The sequence below is a fragment of the Micromonospora marina genome (assembly GCF_900091565.1).
GTDB lineage: Bacteria > Actinomycetota > Actinomycetes > Mycobacteriales > Micromonosporaceae > Micromonospora > Micromonospora marina.
This window is the reverse complement of the sequence record NZ_FMCV01000026.1, coordinates 1-19,901: the sequence shown is the minus strand read 5'-3', so window position 1 is coordinate 19,901 and position 19,901 is coordinate 1. Positions and strand designations below refer to the sequence as shown.

Sequence of the window (19,901 nt, the reverse complement as noted above, 5' to 3'; positions counted from 1 at the left end):
AGGGGGGTCTGCCAGGGAGGTTGCCCGCCCGGCTGGTGGGACGCCGTCCGGCGGGTGGAGCGGGACCGGCCGCGGGGCGGCCGGGTAGCCTCCCCCCCATGGCGGACACCTCCACCCAGTCGATCATCATCGGCGCGTCACCGGACCGGGTGGCGGCGGTCATCTGCGACTTCCCGAGTTATCCCGAGTGGGCCGAGGCGGTACGCCGGGCCGAGGTGATCGAGGAGTACGAGGACGGCTACGCCAGCCAGGTCCGGTTCACCCTCGACGCGGGCGTGATGGCCGACGAGTACGTGCTGGCCTACGAGTACGCCGAGGACATCTCCCGGATCGAGTGGCACCTGGTCGCCGCGTCGAAGATGCAGCGCTCCCAGCGCGGGTCGTACGACCTGGCGGGCAACGCGGACGGGACGACCACGGTGACCTACACGCTTGAGGTGGAGCTGTCCGTGGCGATGCTCGGCATGTTCCGCCGCAAGGCCGAGAAAATGATCATGGATGCGGCGTTGAAGCAGCTCAAGCGCCGGGTAGAAGCACCCGGTGCGGCGCACGAGACCCGACCGTCGTCCCGGTAGTCACGCTGGAGGAGCCGAACCATGGGCACCACTGATCCGGGTTCGGCCCGGGAAGAGGCCGAGCGCCTCGTCGCCACACTGCTCGCCGGCGCGAAGATGGCCGCCGCCGCACCCGGCTCCGGTGCCTGGGGTCCGCTCGGTGGGATCCTCTCCGGTGTCCTCGGTCACACCCCGCCCGGCGCCGGCCCGGCCCCGGAGACGCCCGCGCCCGCCGGTTTCGCCACCGGCTCGCCGGAATGCTGTGTCTGCCCCGTCTGCCGCGGTATCGCCGCGTTGCGCGATCCGAGTCCGGAATTCGCCGAGCGGCTCGCCACCGGCGCCGGGGACCTGGCGGCCGGAGTGGCGAGCGTGCTGCGGGCGTTCACCCCGGCCGAGCCGGAGCGAACCGCCGACGCCGGCACCGCCGCGCCGGAGGGATCCGGGGACCACGTGTGGCGCGAGGCGACCCGTAGCGGGCATGATTCTCAGCCGGCACCCGAGCAGGACGTGTGGTCCGCCGCCACCCGGGGGGAGGGCGCGGCCGATGCGGGTGCCGCCGACGCCGCCGGGCCGCCGGAGCCGGCGACGAGCCGGCCACCGGCCGGCCGTCCCGCGGTGCCCGCCTCGCGGGCGTCCGGAGAGGTGGGCGCGGACGCACCAGGCGACGGGGCCTGACCACCGGACATCCCGGGACCGTACGGCCGGTTCGGCCGGTTCCCGGGCAGCACAGCAGAGGGGAGTGGCAGCGGTGACGCTGACCATCGGAGTCGACGTCGGTGGCACGAAGGTGGCCGGCGGTGTCGTGGACGACGCCGGCACGGTACTCGTGCAGACGCGACGGGACACCCCCGCCGACGACGTGGCCAAGACCCGCGACGTCATCATCGAGGTGGTCACCGAACTGGCCGCCGGTCACGCCGTGGAGGCGGTCGGCATCGGCGCGGCGGGCTGGATCGACGCCTCCCGCTCGACCGTGCTGTTCGCCCCGAACCTGGCCTGGCGGGACGAGCCGCTGCGCACGTACGTCGGCGACGCCACCGGCCTGCCGGTGATCGTGGAGAACGACGGGAACGTGGCCGCCTGGGCGGAGTTCCGCTACGGCGCGGCCCGCGACGCCGACGACTCGATGGTCATGTTCACCATCGGCACCGGTGTCGGCGGCGGCATCGTGCTCGGCGGTGGCCTGGTTCGTGGCGCCAACGGCATCGCCGCCGAACTGGGCCACATGCTCACCGTGCCGGACGGCCACCAGTGCGGCTGCGGCCGGCTCGGTTGCATCGAGCAGTACGCCAGCGGCAGCGCCCTGGTCCGCTTCGCCCGCGCGGCCGCCCGGCAGGAGCCGCACCGGGCGACCGCGTTGCTGGAGCTGGCCGGGGGCGAGGCCGAGACGATCACCGGCCCGATGGTGACCGCCGCCGCGAAGGGCGGCGACCCGGTCTCCACCGAGGCGTTCGCCCAGGTCGGCCGCTGGCTCGGCACCAGCCTCGCCGACATGGCGCAGATCCTCGACCCGCAGGTGCTGGTGGTGGGCGGCGGCGTGATCGACGCCGGTGACCTGCTGCTCGGCCCGACCCGGCGGTCGTTCGCCGACGCGCTGGCCCAGCGCAGCCGCCTGCCCGTCGCCGAGGTGCGCCCGGCCGAGCTGGGCAACACCGCGGGCGTGATCGGCGCCGCCGACCTGGCCCGGCGGATCTGACATGACTGATGCGGGTGTGCCGCTGCGGGTCCTGTCGTACAACATCCACAGCCAGCGTGACGACGCCGCCGCGCTGGCCGAGGTGGTCCGGACCGCCGCGCCGGACGTGGTGATCGTCCAGGAGGGACCGCGCCGGTTCCGGTGGCGGCAGAAGTGCGCCGCGCTGGCCGAGTCGTTCGGCATGGTGGTGGCGGCCGGCGGCCTGCCGTCGCTCGGCAACGTGTTGCTGACCAGCCTTCGGGTGCGCGCCGTCGACACCAGCTGCCAGCGGTATCCGCTGACGCCGGGGCGGCACATGCGCGGCGCCGCGTACGCGCAGTGCCGGGTCGGCGGCGTCGACGTGCTGCTGGCCGGCTCGCACCTGTCCACCGACCCGGCCGAGCGTCCGGCCCAGGCGGCGGCGTTCAAGCGGGAACTGGCTGCCTCCACGCTGCCCGTGGTGGCCGGCGCGGACGTCAACGAGGGCCCGGACGGCCCGGCGTGGCAGACGCTCGCCGAAGGGCTCACCGACACGGCGCTCGCCGCCGACCGGGCCGACCGGCTGACGTACTCCTGCGCCGACCCGCGCCGCCGCATCGACGCGCTGTTCGTCGATCCCCGGATCACTGTGGTCGACTACGACGTGGTGGACACCCCGGCGGCCCGCCGGGCCAGCGACCACTTCCCGGTCCTGGTCGACCTGCTGCTGCCCACCGCCTGACCGGCACGGACCGCCGGGCCGCACCGTGCCCGGCGGCCCGTCCGCGCCCGACGCCTGCGCCGCGCGCCGTCCGCGCTTGCGCAGCAGCCGGACCGCGGAGGCGGTGACGCACGGTGAGGTCCAGCGGCCGGCGGGCCAACCGCTTCGCCGCCTTTGCTCTGCCGCCATATGCGCACCAGCTACCCACCGTGACCGGCGGGCCGCGTTCCGGCCGGATGGCCGCGAGACATCAGGGCAGCTCGCGGCGGTGCTGCGTCAGTGGCGGCAGAGCAAAGGGCGAACGAGGGTACGCCGTCCGCGCAGCCGGTCCACTCACGCTCGGTGACCGACCCGGTGGTGACGCTGTGTCGGGGAAGCCCGGCGGGTGGGCGGTGCCGGATCGGGTGGCTGGACAACGGCTGGCATTCTCGGCAGGATTTCGCTCCGACCCGGCACGCGTGCCGCACAAAGGAGAATTCCCGGTGTCCTCCTCCACCGACCTCGGCCGCCCCGATCCGGACCGGACGGTCGTACCGAGCCGCGACGACCGCCCGGTCTCCGACCGGGGCGACACGGTCTGCGTCATCGGCGCCGGCGCCAGCGGCCTGACCGCCGTGAAGAACCTGCGCGAAGCGGGCTTCGGCGTGGACTGCTACGAGCGGGAGACGGGCGTCGGCGGCGCCTGGAACTGGCGGCACGACCGCAGCCCGGTGTACGCCAGCACCCACCTGATCTCGTCCCGGCCGTTCACCCAGTTCCCCGACTTCCCGATGCCGGACGACTGGCCGGACTACCCGCACCACAGCCAGCTGCTGTCCTACTTCGAGCGGTACGCCGACCACTTCGACCTGCGCCAGCACGTCTGGTTCGGCACCGAGGTGGTCCGCGTCGAGCCGGTCGAGGGGGACCGCTGGGACGTGACCACGCGCAGCACCGGCGGCTACGGCCCCGAGCGCACCTCCCGGTACGCCGCAGTGGTGGTCGCCAACGGCCACAACTGGTCGCCCAAGCTGCCCCGCTACGAGGGGCTGGAGGAGTTCCGGGGCGAGGTCATGCACGCCTCGTCCTACAAGGACCCGGCGCAGCTGCGCGGCAAGCGGGTGCTCGTGGTCGGGGCCGGGAACACCGGCTGCGACATCGCGGTGGAGGCGGCCCAGCAGGCGTCGCGCTGCTGGCACTCCACCCGCCGCGGCTACTGGTACGCCCCGAAGTACGTCCTCGGCCGCCCCGCCGACCAGGTGAACGACACGCTGCTGGCGCTGCGGGTGCCGTTGCGGGTACGGCAGTGGCTCTACCACTGGACGCTGCGGCTGACCGTCGGCGACCTGACCCGGTTCGGCATGCCGAAGCCGGACCACCGGGTCTACGAGACGCACCCGATCGCCAACAGCCAGCTCGTCTACTACGTCGGCCACGGCGAGGTCACCCCGGTGCCGGACGTGGCCCGGTTCGACGACCGCGCGGTGGAGCTGACCGACGGCCGCCGGATCGACCCGGAGCTGGTCGTCTTCGCCACCGGCTACCTGCCGCGCTTCGAGTTCCTCGCCGGCCGGGTGCTCGGCGACGAGGACGGCTCCGGGCGGCCCCGGCTGTGGCTCAACGCGTTCACCGCCGGTCACCCCACGCTCGCCGTGGTCGGCCTGGTGCAGCCGGACTCCGGCATCTTCGCGATCTCGCACTGGCAGAGCGTGCTGTTCGCCCGGCTGCTCACGCTGCGCGCCACCCGGCCGGAGCTGGCCGCCGTGTTCGACCGCAAGGTCCGGGCCGGTCTGGGCGAGCGGTACTCGGCAAAGGTCAAGGACAGCACCCGGCACTGGTTCGAGGTCGGGCACGCCGACTACCTGCGCGCGCTCCAGCGGGCGCTGCACGAGCTGGAGGACGGTAAATGACGGCGAAGACGGATCGTGTCCGGGTGGTCCGGTCCTGGGAGTGGGCCCGGCCGGAGCGGCCCGCCCGTCGCGAGGTGCTCGCCGCCGTACCGGAGCGGGAGGAGGCGAAGCCGCCGCTGCTGTTCGTGCCCGGGTTCGGGCACGGGGCGTGGGCGTTCGCCGAGCACTGGCTGGGGCACGCCGCCGGTCGCGGCTTCCCGGCGTACGCGCTGAGCCTGCGCGGGCACGGCGGCAGCGAGCCGGCGCCGGAGGCGACGCTGCGGTCGTACACCCATGACGTGACGCAGGTGGCGGCGAGCCTGCCGCGGCAGGCGGTGCTGGTGGGGCACGGCGCCGGTGCCCGGGTCGTGGCGCACGCGATGGCCCGCTACCCGGTGCGGGCCGCGGTGCTGGTGGCGCCGGTGCTCGGCGGCTGGGCGACGTTCGGCACGGCGTTGCGGCGCAACCCGGCCGGCACCGTCCCGGCGGTCTTCGGCGCCGGGCTGCGGCTCAACCGGCGGCAGTTGTTCAGCCGGGAGCTGCCGGACGCCGACGCGCGGCGGCACCTGGCCCGGCTGGGCCGGGCCGGACGGCGGGCGCAGTGGCAGCTGCTGACCGGCCGGGCACCGGAGCCGGCGGTCGGCCGGCCACCGGTGCTGGTGCTCGGCAGCCCGGACGACCGCGTGCTCCCGGCCACGGCGCTGACCAGGGCCGCCCGGGGGTACGCCTCGGCGCCGCTGCTGTTCCCCGGCATGGGGCACGACCTGATGCTCGACGCCCGTTGGCGCGAGCCGATCGACGCGATCCTGGACTGGCTGGACAAGGACCCGGCGCCCACCCACGGGTGAGCGCCGGGGCCCGGGTCACCGGGCGGCGGGGCGGCGGCCGGCGAGGGTTCCGCTCTCCTCCAGCGCGCTGAGGTAGGACGCCGCCCAGGCGTGGATGTCGTTGCGGGCCAGGTGGTCGCGCATCGCGCGCATCCGGGCCGCGACGTCCTCCGGGCCGGCCCGCAGCGCGGCCAGCAACCCCTGCTTGAGGCCGTCGAGGTCGTGCGGGTTGACCAGGTACGCCTGTTCCAGTTCGGAGGCGGCGCCGGCGAACTCGCTCAGCAGCAGCGCGCCGGTGCCGTCGACCCGGGCCGCCACGTACTCCTTCGCGACCAGGTTCATGCCGTCGCGCAGCGGCGTCACCGCCATCACGTCCGCGACCCGGTAGAGCGCCACCAGTTCGGCGCGGTCGAACGGCTGTGTGAGGTAGTGGATCGCCGGCTCGCCGACCCGGCCGAACTCGCCGTTGATCCGGCCGACCTGGTGCTCCACCCGGTCGCGCAGGATCTGGTACTGCGCCACCCGGTCGCGGCTGGGCACCGCCACCTGGACCAGCACCGTGTCGCGGACCTTGATGTCGCCGTTGGCGAGCAGCTCCCGGTACGCCTTGAGGCGCTGCTCGATGCCCTTCGTGTAGTCCATCCGGTCGACGCTGAGGATCACGTGCTCGGGCCGGCCCAGGTCCTGCCGCAGCCGGTGGGCCCGCTCGGCGACCTCGGGGCGGGCGGCGAGCGCGGACATCTCGGCGGTGTCGATGGCGACCGGGAAGGCGCCGATGCGCACCACCCGGCCGTCCACGCCGATCCGCCGGTCGCTGGCGGGCAGGCCGAGCACCTTGGTGGCGAGCTGGGCGAAGTTGTGGGCGGCCTGGGCCCGCTGGAAGCCGACCAGGTCGGCACCGAGCATGCCGCGCAGCAGTTCGGCCCGGCGGGGCAGCTGCATGAACAGCTCCGGCGGCGGGAACGGCACGTGCAGGAAGAACCCGATCCGCAGGTCGGGGCGCAACTCGCGGAGCAGGCCGGGCACCAGCTGGAGGTGGTAGTCCTGCACCCAGACCAGGCCGCCCGGCTCGGCCACCTGGGCCGCGGCCTCGGCGAACCGCTGGTTGACCCGCTGGTACGCCTCCCACCAGCGGCGGTGGTACTCCGGCTGTTCGACGGCGTCGTGGTAGAGCGGCCAGAGGGTGGCGTTGGCGAAGCCCTCGTAGTGGTCGCGGAAGTCGTCGGCGCTCAACGGCACGGTGTGCATCCGGACGCCGTCCACGTCCGGCAGCTCGGGTGCGGGACCGGTGCCGCCGGCCCAGCCCACCCAGGTCGCGGGTGTGTGCCGCAGCAGCGGGTGCAGGGCGCTCACCAGACCGCCGGGGCTGCGGCGCCACTCGAAGGCGCCGTCGGGCGCCACACTGTCGTCGATGGGGAGGCGGTTGGCCACCACCACGAGGGGGCTCAGTCGCATCTCGGGCATTCCGCTCAGCAGGGGACCGGCGACCCGGAAGGAGACGCAAGCCGGACAGCCGGTGCGGGACGTGACGTTCAGCCTATTCCTACTGACTGTAAGTTACACGCTTGTCACGCCCTCGCCCAGGGCGGGCGGCGTCCCGCCATCCGGGCGGCGCCCGGTGCCGCCTCAGACGACCGCGCCGTCGTCCGGGTCGTGGTCGTCCCGGTCGCCCGGGCGCAGTCGCCAGATCAGCATCACGAATCCGGCCAGGATGCCGGTGAAGCCGAGCAGCGTGACCACCGACGGGTCGACCAGCGACACCACGGTGGGGGACAGGAACAGCAGGAAGCCGAGCACGATGCAGGCCACACCGAGCACCGCGTACTTGGAGAAGCGGGGCAGCGGGGGCGGCGGGGGCGGGGTGTAGTGCTCCTCGTCGGACGCCTCGTCGGGCAGGTTCGCGCCGAACGTGTCCAGGCCGTCGAGCAGCGAGGGCTCGTCGTGCCGGTCCCGGCTGAGCGAGACACCGGAGATGTCGGCGGCGTACGGCAGCCGGCGCACGTCGGTGGCGGTCGGGCCGGCGGGCTCCTCGGCCCGGCCGCCGGCGGCGGTGCCCGGCGCGGGCGGGTCGTCCACGTCCTCCGCGGTCGGCCAGGGGCGGCTGCCGGCGCTGGGCGCGGTGTGGAAGCCGGCGACGATCTTCGCCCACTCGGCCTCGATGTCCGGCTCGTCGGCGCGCGGCGGGTCGCCCGCGCTCTCGTCGGCGAGCTGGGTGAGGTAGTCGCGGGCGGTGGTCAGGTGCGACCTGTCGACGTAGAGCCGGTCGACCGGGCGGGCCGGGACGGTGGTGGTGCGGGTCACCGGGTTCAGGTCGGCCGAGGGCTGGAGGTAGGCCGCGATGCCACCGGCGGCGAGCACGTCGAGCAGGTGCTCGCCGACGCGTGGATCGACGTCGCCCGCGACCGCGTACTCGGCCGCGTCGAGCCCGTTGTCCCGTCGTCCCCGACGGGGCCCGCCCCCTGACACCGGACACCCCCTTCGCCGATCCCTGCCCGTGCCCTGAATCGTGACACGTCGGCACCCGGTTCCGGGAGTGCGTTGTGGCGTGCCGCTCGTCGTTCGTACCTCATCCCGGACTCTCGGAGGCACCGCCGCGAAAAGTAACATCCATCGCGAAAGCCGAATACTCCACCGGTAAGGGGCATCTACCCGCAGCCGGTCCCGGCCTGACCCCTCAGCCCGCCCCGGCGATCCGCAGCAGCCCGCCGGCGGCGTGCCGGCCGGCGAACGCGCGTACCCGGTGCAGCGTCGCCGCCGCGGCCGGCGGGTCCGCCTCGGTCAGCGGCCCGACCGCCAGCGCGTCCGCGATCATCTGGTCGGTGACGTCGGTCATCTCCGCGTACCCCTCGGCGGCGGCGGTGAGCAGCCGGCCCGCCCGCCCGGCGTCCCCGTCGCCCCGGGCCAGCGCCGCCTCGGCCGACCGCCCGGCCTGCCGCGCCCACCGGGTCACCCGTGGCGCGTGGGCCAGCAGGTCGCGCACCAGCACCGCGGCGTCGCCACCGAGCAGCGCGGCGACGTGACCGACCGCCGGTACCCACTCGGCGAACGGAATCATCGTGGTCTGCCGCCAGTCCTCGTCCAGCTCGGTCAGCAGCGCCATCGCCTCGTCCCGGCGGCCCTGCACCGCGCGGCAGAGCGCGGCGTGCGCCAGCGTGGAGCGCAGCACCCGCTGGAACCCGCTGCGCCGGGCCGCGACGAGCGCCTGATCCACCAGGTCCTCGCCGGTGCCCGGGCCGCCCGGGTCGTCGCCGAGCGCCCGGATCCAACCGGACACGGCCACGATGTGCAGGTCCCACTCGTCGGTCGGGCGCCGGGTCGACCCCTCGGCCATCCGCAGCGCCGACGTCCAGTCCCCGCTGTAGTACGACCGGGCCCACTGGTCGCTGAAGCTCACCGTCAGGGCGTGCTCACCGGCCAGGTCCAGCGAGCGCTGCTCGTCGACCAGCCGCGCCGAGCCGGTCAGATCGCCCTCCTCCTGGAGCACCCAGGCCAGGTTGTGCATCGCGCGGCGGCGGCTGGTCAGCCGCTCCACCCGGCACTCCTCGGTCACGTCGGCCAGCTCGGCGTACGCCTCCTCGGCGCCGGCCTGGTAACGGACCACCGCGAGCGTGATACGCGCGTTCGCCCGGGCCTCCCGCAGCTCCAGCCGCTCGGCCAGCTCGGCGGCGGTGCGCGCGGCCACGCACGCCGGCTCGGTCTCGGCGTCGAGCATGTGCGCCCGGGCCAGCTCCAGCAGCACGCCCACCTTGTCCTCGCTGTCCGGCAGCGTGGCGTGCAGCCCGATCGCCCGGTCCAGGCAGCGCATCAGCTCCGAACGGTCGGCCCGCGCGAACGCCGCGGTGGCCAGCAGCCGCCACGCCTTCGCCGCGCCGGGCCGGTCACCCGCGTCGGCCAGCCGGCCGGCGAGCGCCGTGAGCAGCGCCGTGCCGCCGCCGTCGAGGAAGCCGTCCCGGTCCCGGTAGAACGCCAGCTCGGCCTGGAACAGCTCGAGCGCCGGGTCCGGGCCGCACTCCACGCTCAGCGCGCGGTCCACCAGCGTGGCCGCCGTCTCCAGCGCGTGCAGGTCGTACGCCCGGCGCGCGGCCCGGTGCAGCGCGGACCGGGTCGCGGCCGCGTGCGGTGCCTGGTCCAGACCGACCGTACGGGCGATCTCGTGCGCCGCCCACCTGTGGTTGGCCAGCACCTCGGCCAGGTCGTGCTGGCGGCCGTCGGCGAGCTGCTCCAGCCAGTCGGCGGTGCGCTGGTGCCGGGCGACCCGCTCGGCCCGGGGCAGCCGCTGATAGCAGACGTCCCGGACCAGCACGTGCCGGAACCGGTACTCCGCCTGGCCGGGCATGGTCGACACGGGCAGCTCGTAGACGAGGTCACGGCGCTGGAGGTGGTGCAGCGCGCGTTCGACCCACTCCGCCGGGCGGCCGAGCGCCAGCGCCACCGGCGCCGCCCAGAACTGCACGCCGACGACCGAGGCGGCCTGGAGCACCGCGCGGTCGGCCGGGTCGAGCAGGTCCAGCCGGTTGGCGATGACCGCCTGCACGGTACGCGGCATCCCGGCACCGCCGACGGGGTCGACGAGCGCGAGCGCGGCGGTCCGCTCGGCCAGCCCGCCGTCGAGCAGCATCCGCGCGTACTCCTGGGCGTAGAGCGGGTTGCCGTCGGCGAACTCGATCAGCGGTGCCCGCGCGTCCTGCGGCAGCGTGGCCTGGCCGAGCAGCAGCGAGTAGAGCGTGTCGATGTCCCCGTCGTGCATCGGCGGCACCGAGATGGACATCGCCCCGCTGATCGTGCCGGTCCAGGCGGGATGCCGCTCGCGCAGCTCCGGCCGGGCGGTCGCGACGACCAGCAGCGGCACGTTGCGGGCCGCCGCGCCGAGCTGCTCGACGAAGGACAGCATCGCCTCGTCGGCCCAGTGCATGTCCTCGAAGACGAGCACCGTGGGACCGGTCGCGGCCAGGGCGAGCAGGAAGCGCCGCCACGCCGCCTCGGTCTCGGCCGAGGTGAGCCGTTCGCCGGAGACGCCGACGAGCGGGCCCAGCGCCTCGGCCAGCCGTACCGCGTGCGGCTCGGTGAGGTGGCCCAGTCGCTCGCGCAGCCGTTCCCGGATGGTGGCCGGATCGTCGGCGCCGGTCAGCCCGGCCCAGCTCCGGACGATGTCGGCCAGCGCCGCGTAGGTGACGTTCTCGCCGAACGGCGGGCACTGGCCGGTCAGCCAGGTGACCCGGGCGCCGGGCAGGCTGGCGGCGTGCCGGGCCAGCTCGCGCAGCAGCCGGCTCTTGCCCACCCCGGCCGGGCCGAAGACGGTGAGCAACTGCGAGGTGCGCTCGGTCAGCGTGCGGTGCAGCGCGCTGACCAGCAGGCCCCGCTCGTGGTCCCGGTCGACCATCGGGGTCAGCTCGGCGGTCTGGTCGTCGCGCCGTGGCTGTGCCCGTACGGCCAGCCAGATCCGGCTCACCGACGACCGGCCGCGCAACGTCACCGGTGGCTGGTCGTCGTACTCCATCTCGCGCCGGGTGGCCGCCCAGGTGCTCTCGTCGACCACCACGCCGCCGACCGGGGCGAGCCCCTGCAACCGGCTGGCGGTGTTCACCACGTCGCCGGTGACGAACGCCTGGCCGCCGTCGCGCGCCGCGGCCAGGTCGACCAGGGCCTCGCCGGTGGCGATGCCGACCCGGAACCCGAGCGGCGGATGCGGTCCGGCCGGCTGCCGGGCCAGGCTGCGTTGCAGCTCCAGGCCGGCGCGTACGCAGCGCAGCGCGTCGTTGTCGGTGGCCACCGGCGCGCCGAACAACGCCATGACGGCGTCGCCGATGTACTTCTCCACCACGCCGCCGTACTGGTGCACCAGCCGGCGCACCGTGGCGAAGTAGGCCTGTTGCAGGCCGCGGGCCTGCTCCGGGTCGGCCCGCTCGGCGTATGTCGTGAAGTCGACGATGTCGACGAAGAGCACGCTCACCTGGCGGCGGTCCTCCTGCACGGTGACCGCGTGGTCGCGCAGCGGCTGACCGCAGTTGGTGCAGAAGTTGGCGCCGGTGTCGTTGGCGTGGCCGCAGCCCGGGCAGGCCGCGGCCAGCGGACGGCCGCACCCACCGCAGAAACGGTCGTCCGGCCCGGCGGTCCGGGAGCAGTGTCCACAGGTGAGGTCGATGTCCGGCTCCGTACGCGTGAGGTCCCCAGTGTCCCGCGCGGCCGTGCAGTCGGGTACCCGACGGGTCGGCGGGACGTCACGGCTGTTCGGCCGGGTCTAGTCTCCCCTAGCAGGAAGTCCCGTCGACAGGGAGATTGCCGTGCACGTCCGGCTGTCCGCCTCATGGACCGATCCACGGGGGACGGTGTGGGCCGTCGGTGACACGGTCGACGTGGACGCTGTCACCCTCGCCGAACTGGAGGAAAAAGGCATGGTGGAGCAGCCCGCGGGCAGCGGATCGACCGAGACCACGACCACCACGACGACCCCGCCGAAGAAGACCGACCCGTCGAAGATCGGCCCGGGGCCGAGCGCGCCCCCGGCCGACACCGAGAAGGACTGACCGGGCGTACGAACGAACTGGCGTACGACGAACGCGGCGGGGGCCGGCGGGACGACCGCCGGCCCCCGCCGTCGTCGCGTCAGCGGTCGTTCATGCCGGCCCGGCGGCGCAGCGCGGCCACGTCGGTGACCACGATGCGGCGTCCCTCGGTACGCAGCCAGCCCCGGCTGGCGAACGAGCCGATGGCCTGGTTGACGCTCTGCCGGGAGCCGCCCGCCATCTCGGCGAGCTGGCTCTGGTTCAACTCGATGGTGATCATCGGTGCCTGGCTCTCGCCGGCCAGCCGGACCAGCGTCTTGGCCACCCGGCCGGGCAGGTCGAGGAAGACGTGGTCGGCGTTCTGCTCGGTGAGCCGGCGGATCAGCTGGCCCAGCGAGCGCATCACCGCGTCCAGGATGCGCGGGTTGGAGTGCACCAGTTCCATGAACGCGGGCCGGGACAGCGCGAGCGCGGCGCAGTCCTCGATCGCCTCGGCCGACGCCGAGCGGGTGGAGGCGTCCAACAGGGACACCTCGCCGAGCACGTCCGGGGGTCGGATCACCGACAGCACCGCGCGCTCGCCGGTCGGGGCGGTGCGGAACACCGCCACCGCGCCGCGGCGCAGCACGATCAGCGACTCGCCGGGGTCGTTCTCGACGAAGAGAAGCTGGCCCTTGCGGTAGGTGCGCGGCACGGCGGCGGCGATGACACGCTGCCGCACCTCCGGCTCAAGCCCGGCGAACATCTCCACACCCGTGAGCGCGTCACCCGGCTCCGGCAGGCGAGACTCCACGGCTCAACCCCTCCCCGGTCAGAAGTCACGACTCGCACACCGGGTGAAGCTGTCAGTCCCGGTACGAGGCAGCTCAACCGGTTCGGCGCCCGACGGCGGTACACATCAGATCATGACGCTCCCGTCGCGTGCTGTACACCCCCGGAAACACTTCCGTGACCATGCCCGGCCGCCGCCGGTACGGCCGCCGACCTCGGCGGACGCCCCGGCGACCGGCCCGTGCCGGTAATGGGCGAGGATGGGGGCGATGGTCTACCGCTATTTCTACGACTGCGAATTCATCGAGGACGGCCGCATCGTCGACCTGGTGTCGATCGGCGTCGTCGACGAGTACGGCCGCGAGTTCTACGCGGTCTCCACCGAGTTCGACGACTCCCGGGCGGTGCCCTGGGTGCGGCGCAACGTGCTGGACAAGCTCCCGTCGCCGGCCGACCGGGCCTGGCGCTCCCGCGCGCGCATCCGCGACGACCTGCACGAGTTCCTGCTGGAGCCGGTGCGGGACCGGCCGGGCGAGCAGTTGGAGCTGTGGGCCTGGTACGCCGCCTACGACCACGTCGTGCTGGCCCAGCTCTGGGGTGCGATGCCGGCGCTGCCCCGGGAGATTCCCCGCTTCACCAAGGAGTTGCGCCAGCTCTGGGACGACCGGGGGCGTCCCCGGCTGCCGGACGCCGAGGCCGGTCGGCACGACGCTCTCGTCGACGCCCGGCACAACCTGGCGCGGTGGCGGGCGATGACGGCGCGGGAGGTTTGACCGGTTCCGCCCAGGGCACGGGAGCGGCATCTACGCCGATCCGAGACAGGAGTGCCCCATGAGCAATGAGCCGACAAACGCCGCGGACGCCCGCCGCCGGGTCACCGAGCTGATCCGGGACGCCCGGATCTGCCTGCTCACCACCACCGGCGTGGACGGGCGTCTGGTGAGCCGCCCGATGGGGTTGCAGGAGGCGGACTTCGACGGTGACCTGTGGTTCTTCGCGTACGCCGACTCGGCGAAGGTGCGGCAGATCCGGGTGAACCCGCAGGTGAACGTCGGTTTCTCCGACCAGCGCCACCACGCCTGGGTGTCGGTCGCCGGCACCGCCACCGAGGAGTGGGACCCCGATCGGGCGAAGGAGTTGTGGAACCCGCTGCTCAAGGCGTGGTTCCCGGACGGGCTGGACACGCCCGGGATCACGTTGATCAAGGTGCACGCCGGGTCGGCGGAGTACTGGGACTCGCCCGGCAGCACCGTGGTCAACCTGCTCGGCTTCGCCAAGGCGGCGGTGACCGGCAAGCCGCCGAAGGCGGGGGAGAACCACGAGGTCAGCTACTGACGGGTAGCCCGTCCGCCGTCCGGGACGGCCCGGGGTGCGGTGTCGGCGTACGCCTGTGCCGACTACAGTGCGCAGTGACGGCCCGCCCCGGGCCGGCAACGGCGCCGATGGTCTGATCTGACACATATCCTGGGGCTTATCCGGGCTTTACCTGATGCTCCAGGAGGATGAGCAGATCATGCGTATCGGCGTGCTCACCGGCGGCGGCGACTGCCCAGGTCTCAACGCGGTGATTCGGGCGGTGGTCCGCAAGGGCGTCGCCACCTACGGTCACGAGTTCGTGGGCTTCCGGGACGGCTGGAAGGGCCCGCTCGAGGGCCTGACCAAGCCGCTCGGCATCGCCGAGGTGCGTGGCATCCTGCCCCGCGGCGGCACCATCCTCGGCTCGTCCCGCACCAACCCGTTCAAGATCGAGAACGGCGTGGAGCGGATCAAGGAGAACCTCGCCGCCCAGGGCGTGGACGCGCTGATCGCGATCGGCGGCGAGGACACGCTCGGCGTCGCCACCAAGCTGCACGAGCTGGGCGTCCACGTCATCGGCGTGCCGAAGACGATCGACAACGACCTCGGTGCCACCGACTACACCTTCGGCTTCGACACCGCCGTCAACATCGCCATGGAGGCGATCGACCGGCTGCACACCACCGCGGAGAGCCACCACCGCACGCTCGTGGTCGAGGTCATGGGTCGGCACGCCGGCTGGATCGCCCTGCACGCCGGCCTCGCCGGTGGCGCCAACGTGATCCTGCTGCCGGAGCGGCAGTTCGACGTCGAGCAGGTCGCCGGCTACGTCGAGAAGCGCTTCCAGCACCAGTACGCCCCGATCGTCGTGGTCGCCGAGGGCGCCCAGCCGCTGGACGGCCAGATGGTCCTGCACAACCAGGAACTGGACGCGTTCGGTCACGTCCGCCTCGGCGGCATCGGTCAGTGGCTGGCCGAGCAGCTGGAGGCGAAGACCGGCAAGGAGGCCCGCACCGTGGTGCTCGGCCACATCCAGCGCGGCGGCACCCCGACCGCGTTCGACCGGGTGCTCGCCACCCGGCTCGGTCTCCAGGCGATCGACGCCGTGCACGAGGGCGACTGGGGCAAGATGGTCGCGATGCAGAGCACTGACATCGTCCGCGTCCCGCTGGCCGACGCCACCCGCGAGCTGAAGACCGTGCCGCTGGAGCGGTACGCCGAGGCCGAGGTCTTCTTCGGCAGCTGAGTTGTGTAAGGAGGGGCCCCTGCTTAACGCCTCGTGCAGAGCAGGGGCCCCCTTTTAACAGAGTCGGAGAAGGGGGCACGGGTGGGCGGGCACACGGTCGCGGTGATCGGCGCCGGCAAGATCGGTGAGCTGATGCTCTCCGGGCTGCTGCGCTCCGGCTGGCCGGTGGAGCGGCTGCTCGCCACCGCGCGGCGGCCGGCACGCGCGCAGGAGCTGACCGACCGCTACGGCGTACGGGTGGTGGACAACCTGACCGCGGTGACCGAGGCCGAGGTGCTGGCCGTGTCGGTCAAGCCACAGGACGCCGCCGCGCTGCTGGACGAGATCGGCCCGAAGGTGCCGGCCGACAAGCTGGTCATCTCGCTCTGCGCCGGCCTGCCGACCGCCTTCTTCAACCGCCGGCTGCCCGAGGGCACCCCGGTGGTCCGGGTCATGACGAACACCCCGGCGCTGGTCGACCAGGCGATGAGCGCCATCTCGGCGGGCGCGTACGCCACCGGCGAGCACCTGGCCCTGGCCGAGGAGATGTTCTCCCCGCTCGGCGCCACCGTCCGGGTGCCCGAGTCGCAGCAGGACGCGGTCACCGCGCTCTCCGGCTCCGGACCGGCCTACTTCTACCTCCTGGTCGAGGCCATGATCGACGCGGGCATCCTGCTCGGCCTGCCGCGTCAGGTGGCGCACGAGCTGATCGTGCAGACCGCGATCGGTTCGGCGGTGATGCTGCGCGACTCCGGCGAGCACCCGGTGAAGCTGCGCGAGGCGGTCACGTCGCCCGCGGGCACCACCATCTCCGCGATCCGCGAGCTGGAGAACCACGGCGTACGCGCGGCCATGCTGGCGGCGCTGGAGGCCGCCCGGGACCGGGCCCGGGAACTGGCCGCCCAGGCCGACTGACGCTCAGCCGGGCCGTGACGCCGGTCCCGGTCGCCGGTGCCGGCGCAGCAGCAGGATCACGTTCTCCGATCATCTGCGGCTCATCGACGAGCGGTCGACCGCCTTCCGCGCCGCGGTCGCCGCGGCGCCCAGCCTCGACATGCAGGCGCCTGACCATCCGGAGCGGACGCTGTCCGAACTGGTCCGGCACGTGGGCACGGGCCGCCGCAAGACAGCCGCGATCGTCGCCGCCGGGCCCGTGGACGGCCCCCCGGACAAGTCGGCCTGGGAGGACGGCACGGGCGCGCCCCGGGATCGCGAGGCACTGCTGGCCTGGTGGACCGAGTCCGTCGATCTACTGACGAGCTGCGTGAGGCCGGCCCGGATCGCCGTTGCTGGACGTGGTGGGACGACTCGCCGTCACCGCAGACCTCCGGTGCCTGGGCGCGGCGACAGGTCCCCGAGATCGCGGTGCACGCCTACGACGTCCAGCTCACGGTGGGCGCCCCGCAACCGCTGTCGGAGGAGGTCGCCCTCGACGGTTTCGACGACTGCCAGTTCACCCTGTGCGCGACGACTGTCGCCTGGCCGCACCAGCCCGCCGTCGTCGACTACCACACCACCGAGGGCCGCTCCTGGCGTCTGCGGTTGTCCGCCGACGGGGCGCAGGTCACCCGCCTCACCTCCGCTGCCGCCCCGGCCCCGGCCGATGTCTCCGCCCGGGGCACGGCAAGTGACCTGGTCCTGTTCTTCTACGGCCGCATTCCGCTGAATGCGCTGAAGTACGAGGGCGACCGGCGCATCTTCGATCAGCTCATCGCCTGGGACCCGTCCGTGTAACCGGTCCACCGCCATCATCGACCATCGAACAGCTCACCGACCGTCTTCGTGTCGATGAGCTGGCCGGCACCGACGAAACGCTGTGCCACCAGGATGCCCGCCTCGTGTGCGGCCGGACCGCCGTGGCTGGCCGACGCATCCGTGACGAGCCATGGCGTCAGGCTGCGCTCGAACGCGTCCACCGCTGATTTCAGCACGCAACTCTCGGTGGCGACGCCGCAGAACACCAGATCAGTCCAGCCCTCCTGAGCAGTCAGATCCGCGCCCTCGCTCGTGAAGTACGAGTAGATGGGCTTGTCGAGAACGGCTCGTGCGCGAGTAGCTTGTCGGCGCAGTTCGGGCACGATCTCTGTCTCTGGCGCATGCTGCATCTTCGACCAGTGGATCAGCCTTTCGAAAGGGCTGTCCGGATAGTTGTAGTAGCGCGTAAAGACGATCGGTCTGCCCGTGGCCTCCCACCGTTCGACCAGCTCCACGACCCTCGGGACGACATGCCGGCTCCGCTCGTTGATGAAGCCGTTCTGCATGTCGATGACGATCAGGGCCGCATGCGTACCGCTCATACCCGGCGCCGCTTTCCTCGTAGTCGATGGGTGCGTGCTACGCACGAGAGCCTCAACCGGAAGCAGAAGATGCCCTGAGGACCGGAATGGAGTCGATCTTCTGGGCGCTGAGGCTTTCCCAGTAGATGCCGGCCGGTCGCTGGCTTCGGTGGCACTCGATCACCTCGTCCGGGGTGACGATCAAGTCGACTCGGAAGTCGTGCGACGACTCGGGAAGCGGTCCTTCGACGACCTGTAGCGGATGAACAGTCGTTGCGAGGATGGTGGAGGGGCCGACTAAGCCGGCCTCGGTGAGCAGGGCGATCTCGATGTCCGCGTAACCCGCGCCCTTTCCGATCCGTGCTCCGTCACGATTGACCGCGACGCTGCCGCACACCACCAGGTCCACGGGCTTCATCTCGCTGATATTGACTTTCGGGGCATGGTCCGCCGCGCCGCTGCCAGTGGCGATGTCGGCTGGTGCTGCGTCCAGGGTGGCGGGATCGAGCAGGTAGAAGGGTCGGAGGTCGGCGAGCTTAGCCTCGGCCCTTGGTTAAGGGCCTGTCCAAGGAGTGGACCGGAAACGAGGAAGTGCCTTCTGATCAGGGAAAATAGGACTTGCTGAGGGTCCGATGTTCCTGTCACGGAAGGCACTTGCTGGATGAAGGCTACCGCAATACGTCCGAAGATCATGGTGACTGGAGACGGGCGGGGCATCGTCGGGCACGCTGGTGCCCGGCTGCTCGCTGATCTGGCTGATGCGACCGGCCTGACCAGCGCGTTCAGCCACGCCCTTGCGGGTCTGCGGCAGCGGCAGCGCGGGCACGACCCGGGTCGGATCGCCGTCGATCTTGCCGTGATGCTCGCCGACGGTGGTGAGGCCATCGCTGACCTGGCAGTACTACGAGACCAACAGGCGCTGTTCGGGCCGGTGGCGTCCGACCCGACCGCGTGGCGGCTGTTGTCGCAGCTCGACGACACGGTGCTGGTCGATCTGCGGTCTGCACGGGCACACGCCCGTGAGGTCGCTTGGGCCCAGCACGCCGAGGTCCGCGGTGACCTGCCGCAGCCGATGGTGGCCGGCCGGCAGGTTGACGGCCTGGTCCTGGACATCGACGCGACCATCGTGATCTGCCACTCCGGCAAGGAATCAGCGACCCGCACCTGGAAGAAGACGTTCGGCTACCACCCGCTGCTGTGCTTCCTGGACAACACCGGCGAAGCCCTCGCCGGCCTGCTGCGCGAAGGCCGGGCCGGATCCAACACCACCACCGACCACATCACCGTGCTCGACCAGGCCCTCGCTCAGCTTCCCGACGCCCACCGGCACGGCACCCCGATCCTGCTGCGCGCCGATTCGGCTGGTTCCAGTCACGGCTTCCTCGCCCACATCCGGTCCTTGCGCGAGCAGCACCACCTGGACATCCGGTTCTCCGTCGGTGCCGCGATCACCGCCGGCGTGCGCGAGGCGATCCGGGCTGCGACCGGCTGGGCTCCCGCCGTCGACACCGTCGGTGACCTGCGTGAACATGCCGAGGTCTGCGAGATCACGGGCCTGTTCGACGCCACCGGCTGGCCGGAGGGCACCCGGTTCCTGGTCCGCCGGGAACGCCCGCACCCCGGTGCCCAACTGTCGCTGTTCGACACCATCGAGGGCTGGCGGCATCAGGTCGTCGCCACCGACACCCCACCCGGCGGCGGCAGCGTCCAGTTCCTGGAGGCCCGGCACCGGGCACACGCCCGCGTTGAAGACCGCATCCGCACCGGCAAGAACACCGGTTTCGGCCGGTTCCCGTCCCGACACTTCGCCATCAACCAGGCCTGGCTCCAGTTGGCGCTGACCGGCATCGACCTGCTCGCCTGGACCCAGAACCTGCTCCTGGACGGCGAACTGGCCACCGCCGAGCCCAAGAAGCTGCGTTACCGGCTGCTACACGTCGCCGCCCGGATCACCCGCACCGCCCGCAGGACACGACTCGCCATCGCCGCCAACTGGCCCTGGGCCAACGCCCTGACCAGCGCATTCAACAAGCTCGCCGCACTACCCCGGCCCACCGGCTGACGTCGAGGCTCACGCTCCAACCCGCAACACGGAGGAACCCGGCCCAGCGCCGGGCCCTCAGCATGCCAACAAAGCGGCAAAACCAGCGCGAATCAACTTCATCGATAACAAGCTATGGATCCATGCTCAAGTGAAAGACCGAGG

Annotated in this window: 19 protein-coding genes; 13 read left to right on the top strand and 6 right to left on the bottom strand. The window is 72.6% G+C overall.

Going from position 1 to position 19,901, the window contains the following annotated elements:
- Window positions 1-98: 98 nt before the first annotated feature.
- From GA0070215_RS24140 to GA0070215_RS24115, 6 genes are all read left to right on the top strand, one after another.
- On the top strand, window positions 99-575 hold the full coding sequence (locus GA0070215_RS24140; protein ID WP_018785331.1) for an SRPBCC family protein: 477 nt from the start codon (window positions 99-101) through the stop codon (window positions 573-575).
- A gap of 21 nt (window positions 576-596) precedes the next feature.
- On the top strand, window positions 597-1,229 hold the full coding sequence (locus GA0070215_RS24135) for a hypothetical protein (protein ID WP_091050191.1): 633 nt from the start codon (window positions 597-599) through the stop codon (window positions 1,227-1,229).
- Between the two features lie 73 nt (window positions 1,230-1,302).
- Window positions 1,303-2,250 (top strand): ROK family glucokinase, encoded by a 948-nt coding sequence (locus tag GA0070215_RS24130; RefSeq protein WP_026267860.1) that lies wholly within the window; start codon window positions 1,303-1,305, stop codon window positions 2,248-2,250.
- Window position 2,251: 1 nt separating this feature from the next.
- The gene (locus tag GA0070215_RS24125) at window positions 2,252-2,950 is read left to right on the top strand and encodes an endonuclease/exonuclease/phosphatase family protein (protein WP_026267859.1); all 699 of its coding nucleotides are present in this window, start codon (window positions 2,252-2,254) and stop codon (window positions 2,948-2,950) included.
- 461 nt (window positions 2,951-3,411) lie between these two features.
- On the top strand, window positions 3,412-4,818 hold the full coding sequence (locus GA0070215_RS24120; protein ID WP_018785326.1) for a flavin-containing monooxygenase: 1,407 nt from the start codon (window positions 3,412-3,414) through the stop codon (window positions 4,816-4,818).
- A complete protein-coding gene (locus GA0070215_RS24115; protein WP_091050188.1) occupies window positions 4,815-5,645 on the top strand; it encodes an alpha/beta hydrolase in 831 nt (276 codons plus the stop codon). Before GA0070215_RS24120 ends, GA0070215_RS24115 begins: the two co-directional genes overlap by 4 nt.
- A 15-nt stretch (window positions 5,646-5,660) precedes the next feature.
- On the opposite strand, the gene GA0070215_RS24110 is transcribed toward GA0070215_RS24115, so the two are convergent.
- The 3 genes from GA0070215_RS24110 to GA0070215_RS24100 form a co-directional block, all read right to left on the bottom strand.
- The gene (locus GA0070215_RS24110; RefSeq protein WP_026267858.1) at window positions 5,661-7,079 is read right to left on the bottom strand and encodes an alpha,alpha-trehalose-phosphate synthase (UDP-forming); all 1,419 of its coding nucleotides are present in this window, start codon (window positions 7,077-7,079) and stop codon (window positions 5,661-5,663) included.
- Between the two features lie 171 nt (window positions 7,080-7,250).
- A complete protein-coding gene (locus GA0070215_RS24105) occupies window positions 7,251-8,090 on the bottom strand; it encodes a DUF308 domain-containing protein (RefSeq protein ID WP_091050184.1) in 840 nt (279 codons plus the stop codon).
- A 208-nt stretch (window positions 8,091-8,298) separates the two neighbouring features.
- On the bottom strand, window positions 8,299-11,766 hold the full coding sequence (locus GA0070215_RS24100) for an ATP-binding protein (protein ID WP_091050181.1): 3,468 nt from the start codon (window positions 11,764-11,766) through the stop codon (window positions 8,299-8,301).
- A gap of 139 nt (window positions 11,767-11,905) precedes the next feature.
- Here GA0070215_RS24100 and GA0070215_RS24095 point away from each other — a divergent pair, with 139 nt between their 5' ends.
- Window positions 11,906-12,148, top strand: a complete 243-nt coding sequence (locus GA0070215_RS24095; RefSeq protein ID WP_026267857.1) for a hypothetical protein — start codon at window positions 11,906-11,908, stop codon at window positions 12,146-12,148.
- Between the two features lie 79 nt (window positions 12,149-12,227).
- Here GA0070215_RS24095 and GA0070215_RS24090 read toward each other — a convergent pair whose 3' ends face one another.
- Window positions 12,228-12,920, bottom strand: coding sequence for a Crp/Fnr family transcriptional regulator (locus tag GA0070215_RS24090; RefSeq protein ID WP_013287664.1), 693 nt, complete (start codon window positions 12,918-12,920; stop codon window positions 12,228-12,230).
- A 247-nt stretch (window positions 12,921-13,167) separates the two neighbouring features.
- On the opposite strand from GA0070215_RS24090, the gene GA0070215_RS24085 reads away from it, so the two are divergent.
- From GA0070215_RS24085 to GA0070215_RS24065, 5 genes are all read left to right on the top strand, one after another.
- Entirely contained in the window at window positions 13,168-13,671 is a 504-nt protein-coding gene (locus GA0070215_RS24085) for a polyadenylate-specific 3'-exoribonuclease AS (protein WP_018785320.1), read from the top strand.
- A 58-nt stretch (window positions 13,672-13,729) separates the two neighbouring features.
- Window positions 13,730-14,233 carry a pyridoxamine 5'-phosphate oxidase family protein gene (locus GA0070215_RS24080; protein ID WP_091050179.1) on the top strand — a complete coding sequence of 168 codons (504 nt, stop codon included), beginning with the start codon at window positions 13,730-13,732 and terminating at the stop codon, window positions 14,231-14,233.
- Between the two features lie 178 nt (window positions 14,234-14,411).
- On the top strand, window positions 14,412-15,440 hold the full coding sequence (locus tag GA0070215_RS24075; protein ID WP_091050286.1) for a 6-phosphofructokinase: 1,029 nt from the start codon (window positions 14,412-14,414) through the stop codon (window positions 15,438-15,440).
- A gap of 81 nt (window positions 15,441-15,521) precedes the next feature.
- Window positions 15,522-16,334 (top strand): pyrroline-5-carboxylate reductase, encoded by an 813-nt coding sequence (gene proC / locus GA0070215_RS24070; protein ID WP_091050175.1) that lies wholly within the window; start codon window positions 15,522-15,524, stop codon window positions 16,332-16,334.
- Between the two features lie 264 nt (window positions 16,335-16,598).
- Window positions 16,599-17,153, top strand: coding sequence for a maleylpyruvate isomerase N-terminal domain-containing protein (locus GA0070215_RS24065; RefSeq protein ID WP_341845026.1), 555 nt, complete (start codon window positions 16,599-16,601; stop codon window positions 17,151-17,153).
- A 14-nt stretch (window positions 17,154-17,167) separates the two neighbouring features.
- On the opposite strand, the gene GA0070215_RS24060 is transcribed toward GA0070215_RS24065, so the two are convergent.
- Window positions 17,168-17,716: a cysteine hydrolase family protein gene (locus GA0070215_RS24060; protein ID WP_091050171.1), complete on the bottom strand. Its 549-nt coding sequence runs from the start codon at window positions 17,714-17,716 to the stop codon at window positions 17,168-17,170.
- A 52-nt stretch (window positions 17,717-17,768) separates the two neighbouring features.
- A complete protein-coding gene (locus tag GA0070215_RS24055; RefSeq protein ID WP_341845025.1) occupies window positions 17,769-18,113 on the bottom strand; it encodes a 5-formyltetrahydrofolate cyclo-ligase in 345 nt (114 codons plus the stop codon).
- Window positions 18,114-18,356: 243 nt separating this feature from the next.
- Between GA0070215_RS24055 and GA0070215_RS24050 the strand changes: the two genes are divergently transcribed.
- Window positions 18,357-19,757, top strand: coding sequence for an IS1380 family transposase (locus tag GA0070215_RS24050; protein ID WP_091050167.1), 1,401 nt, complete (start codon window positions 18,357-18,359; stop codon window positions 19,755-19,757).
- The last annotated feature ends 144 nt before the right edge of the window (window positions 19,758-19,901 follow it).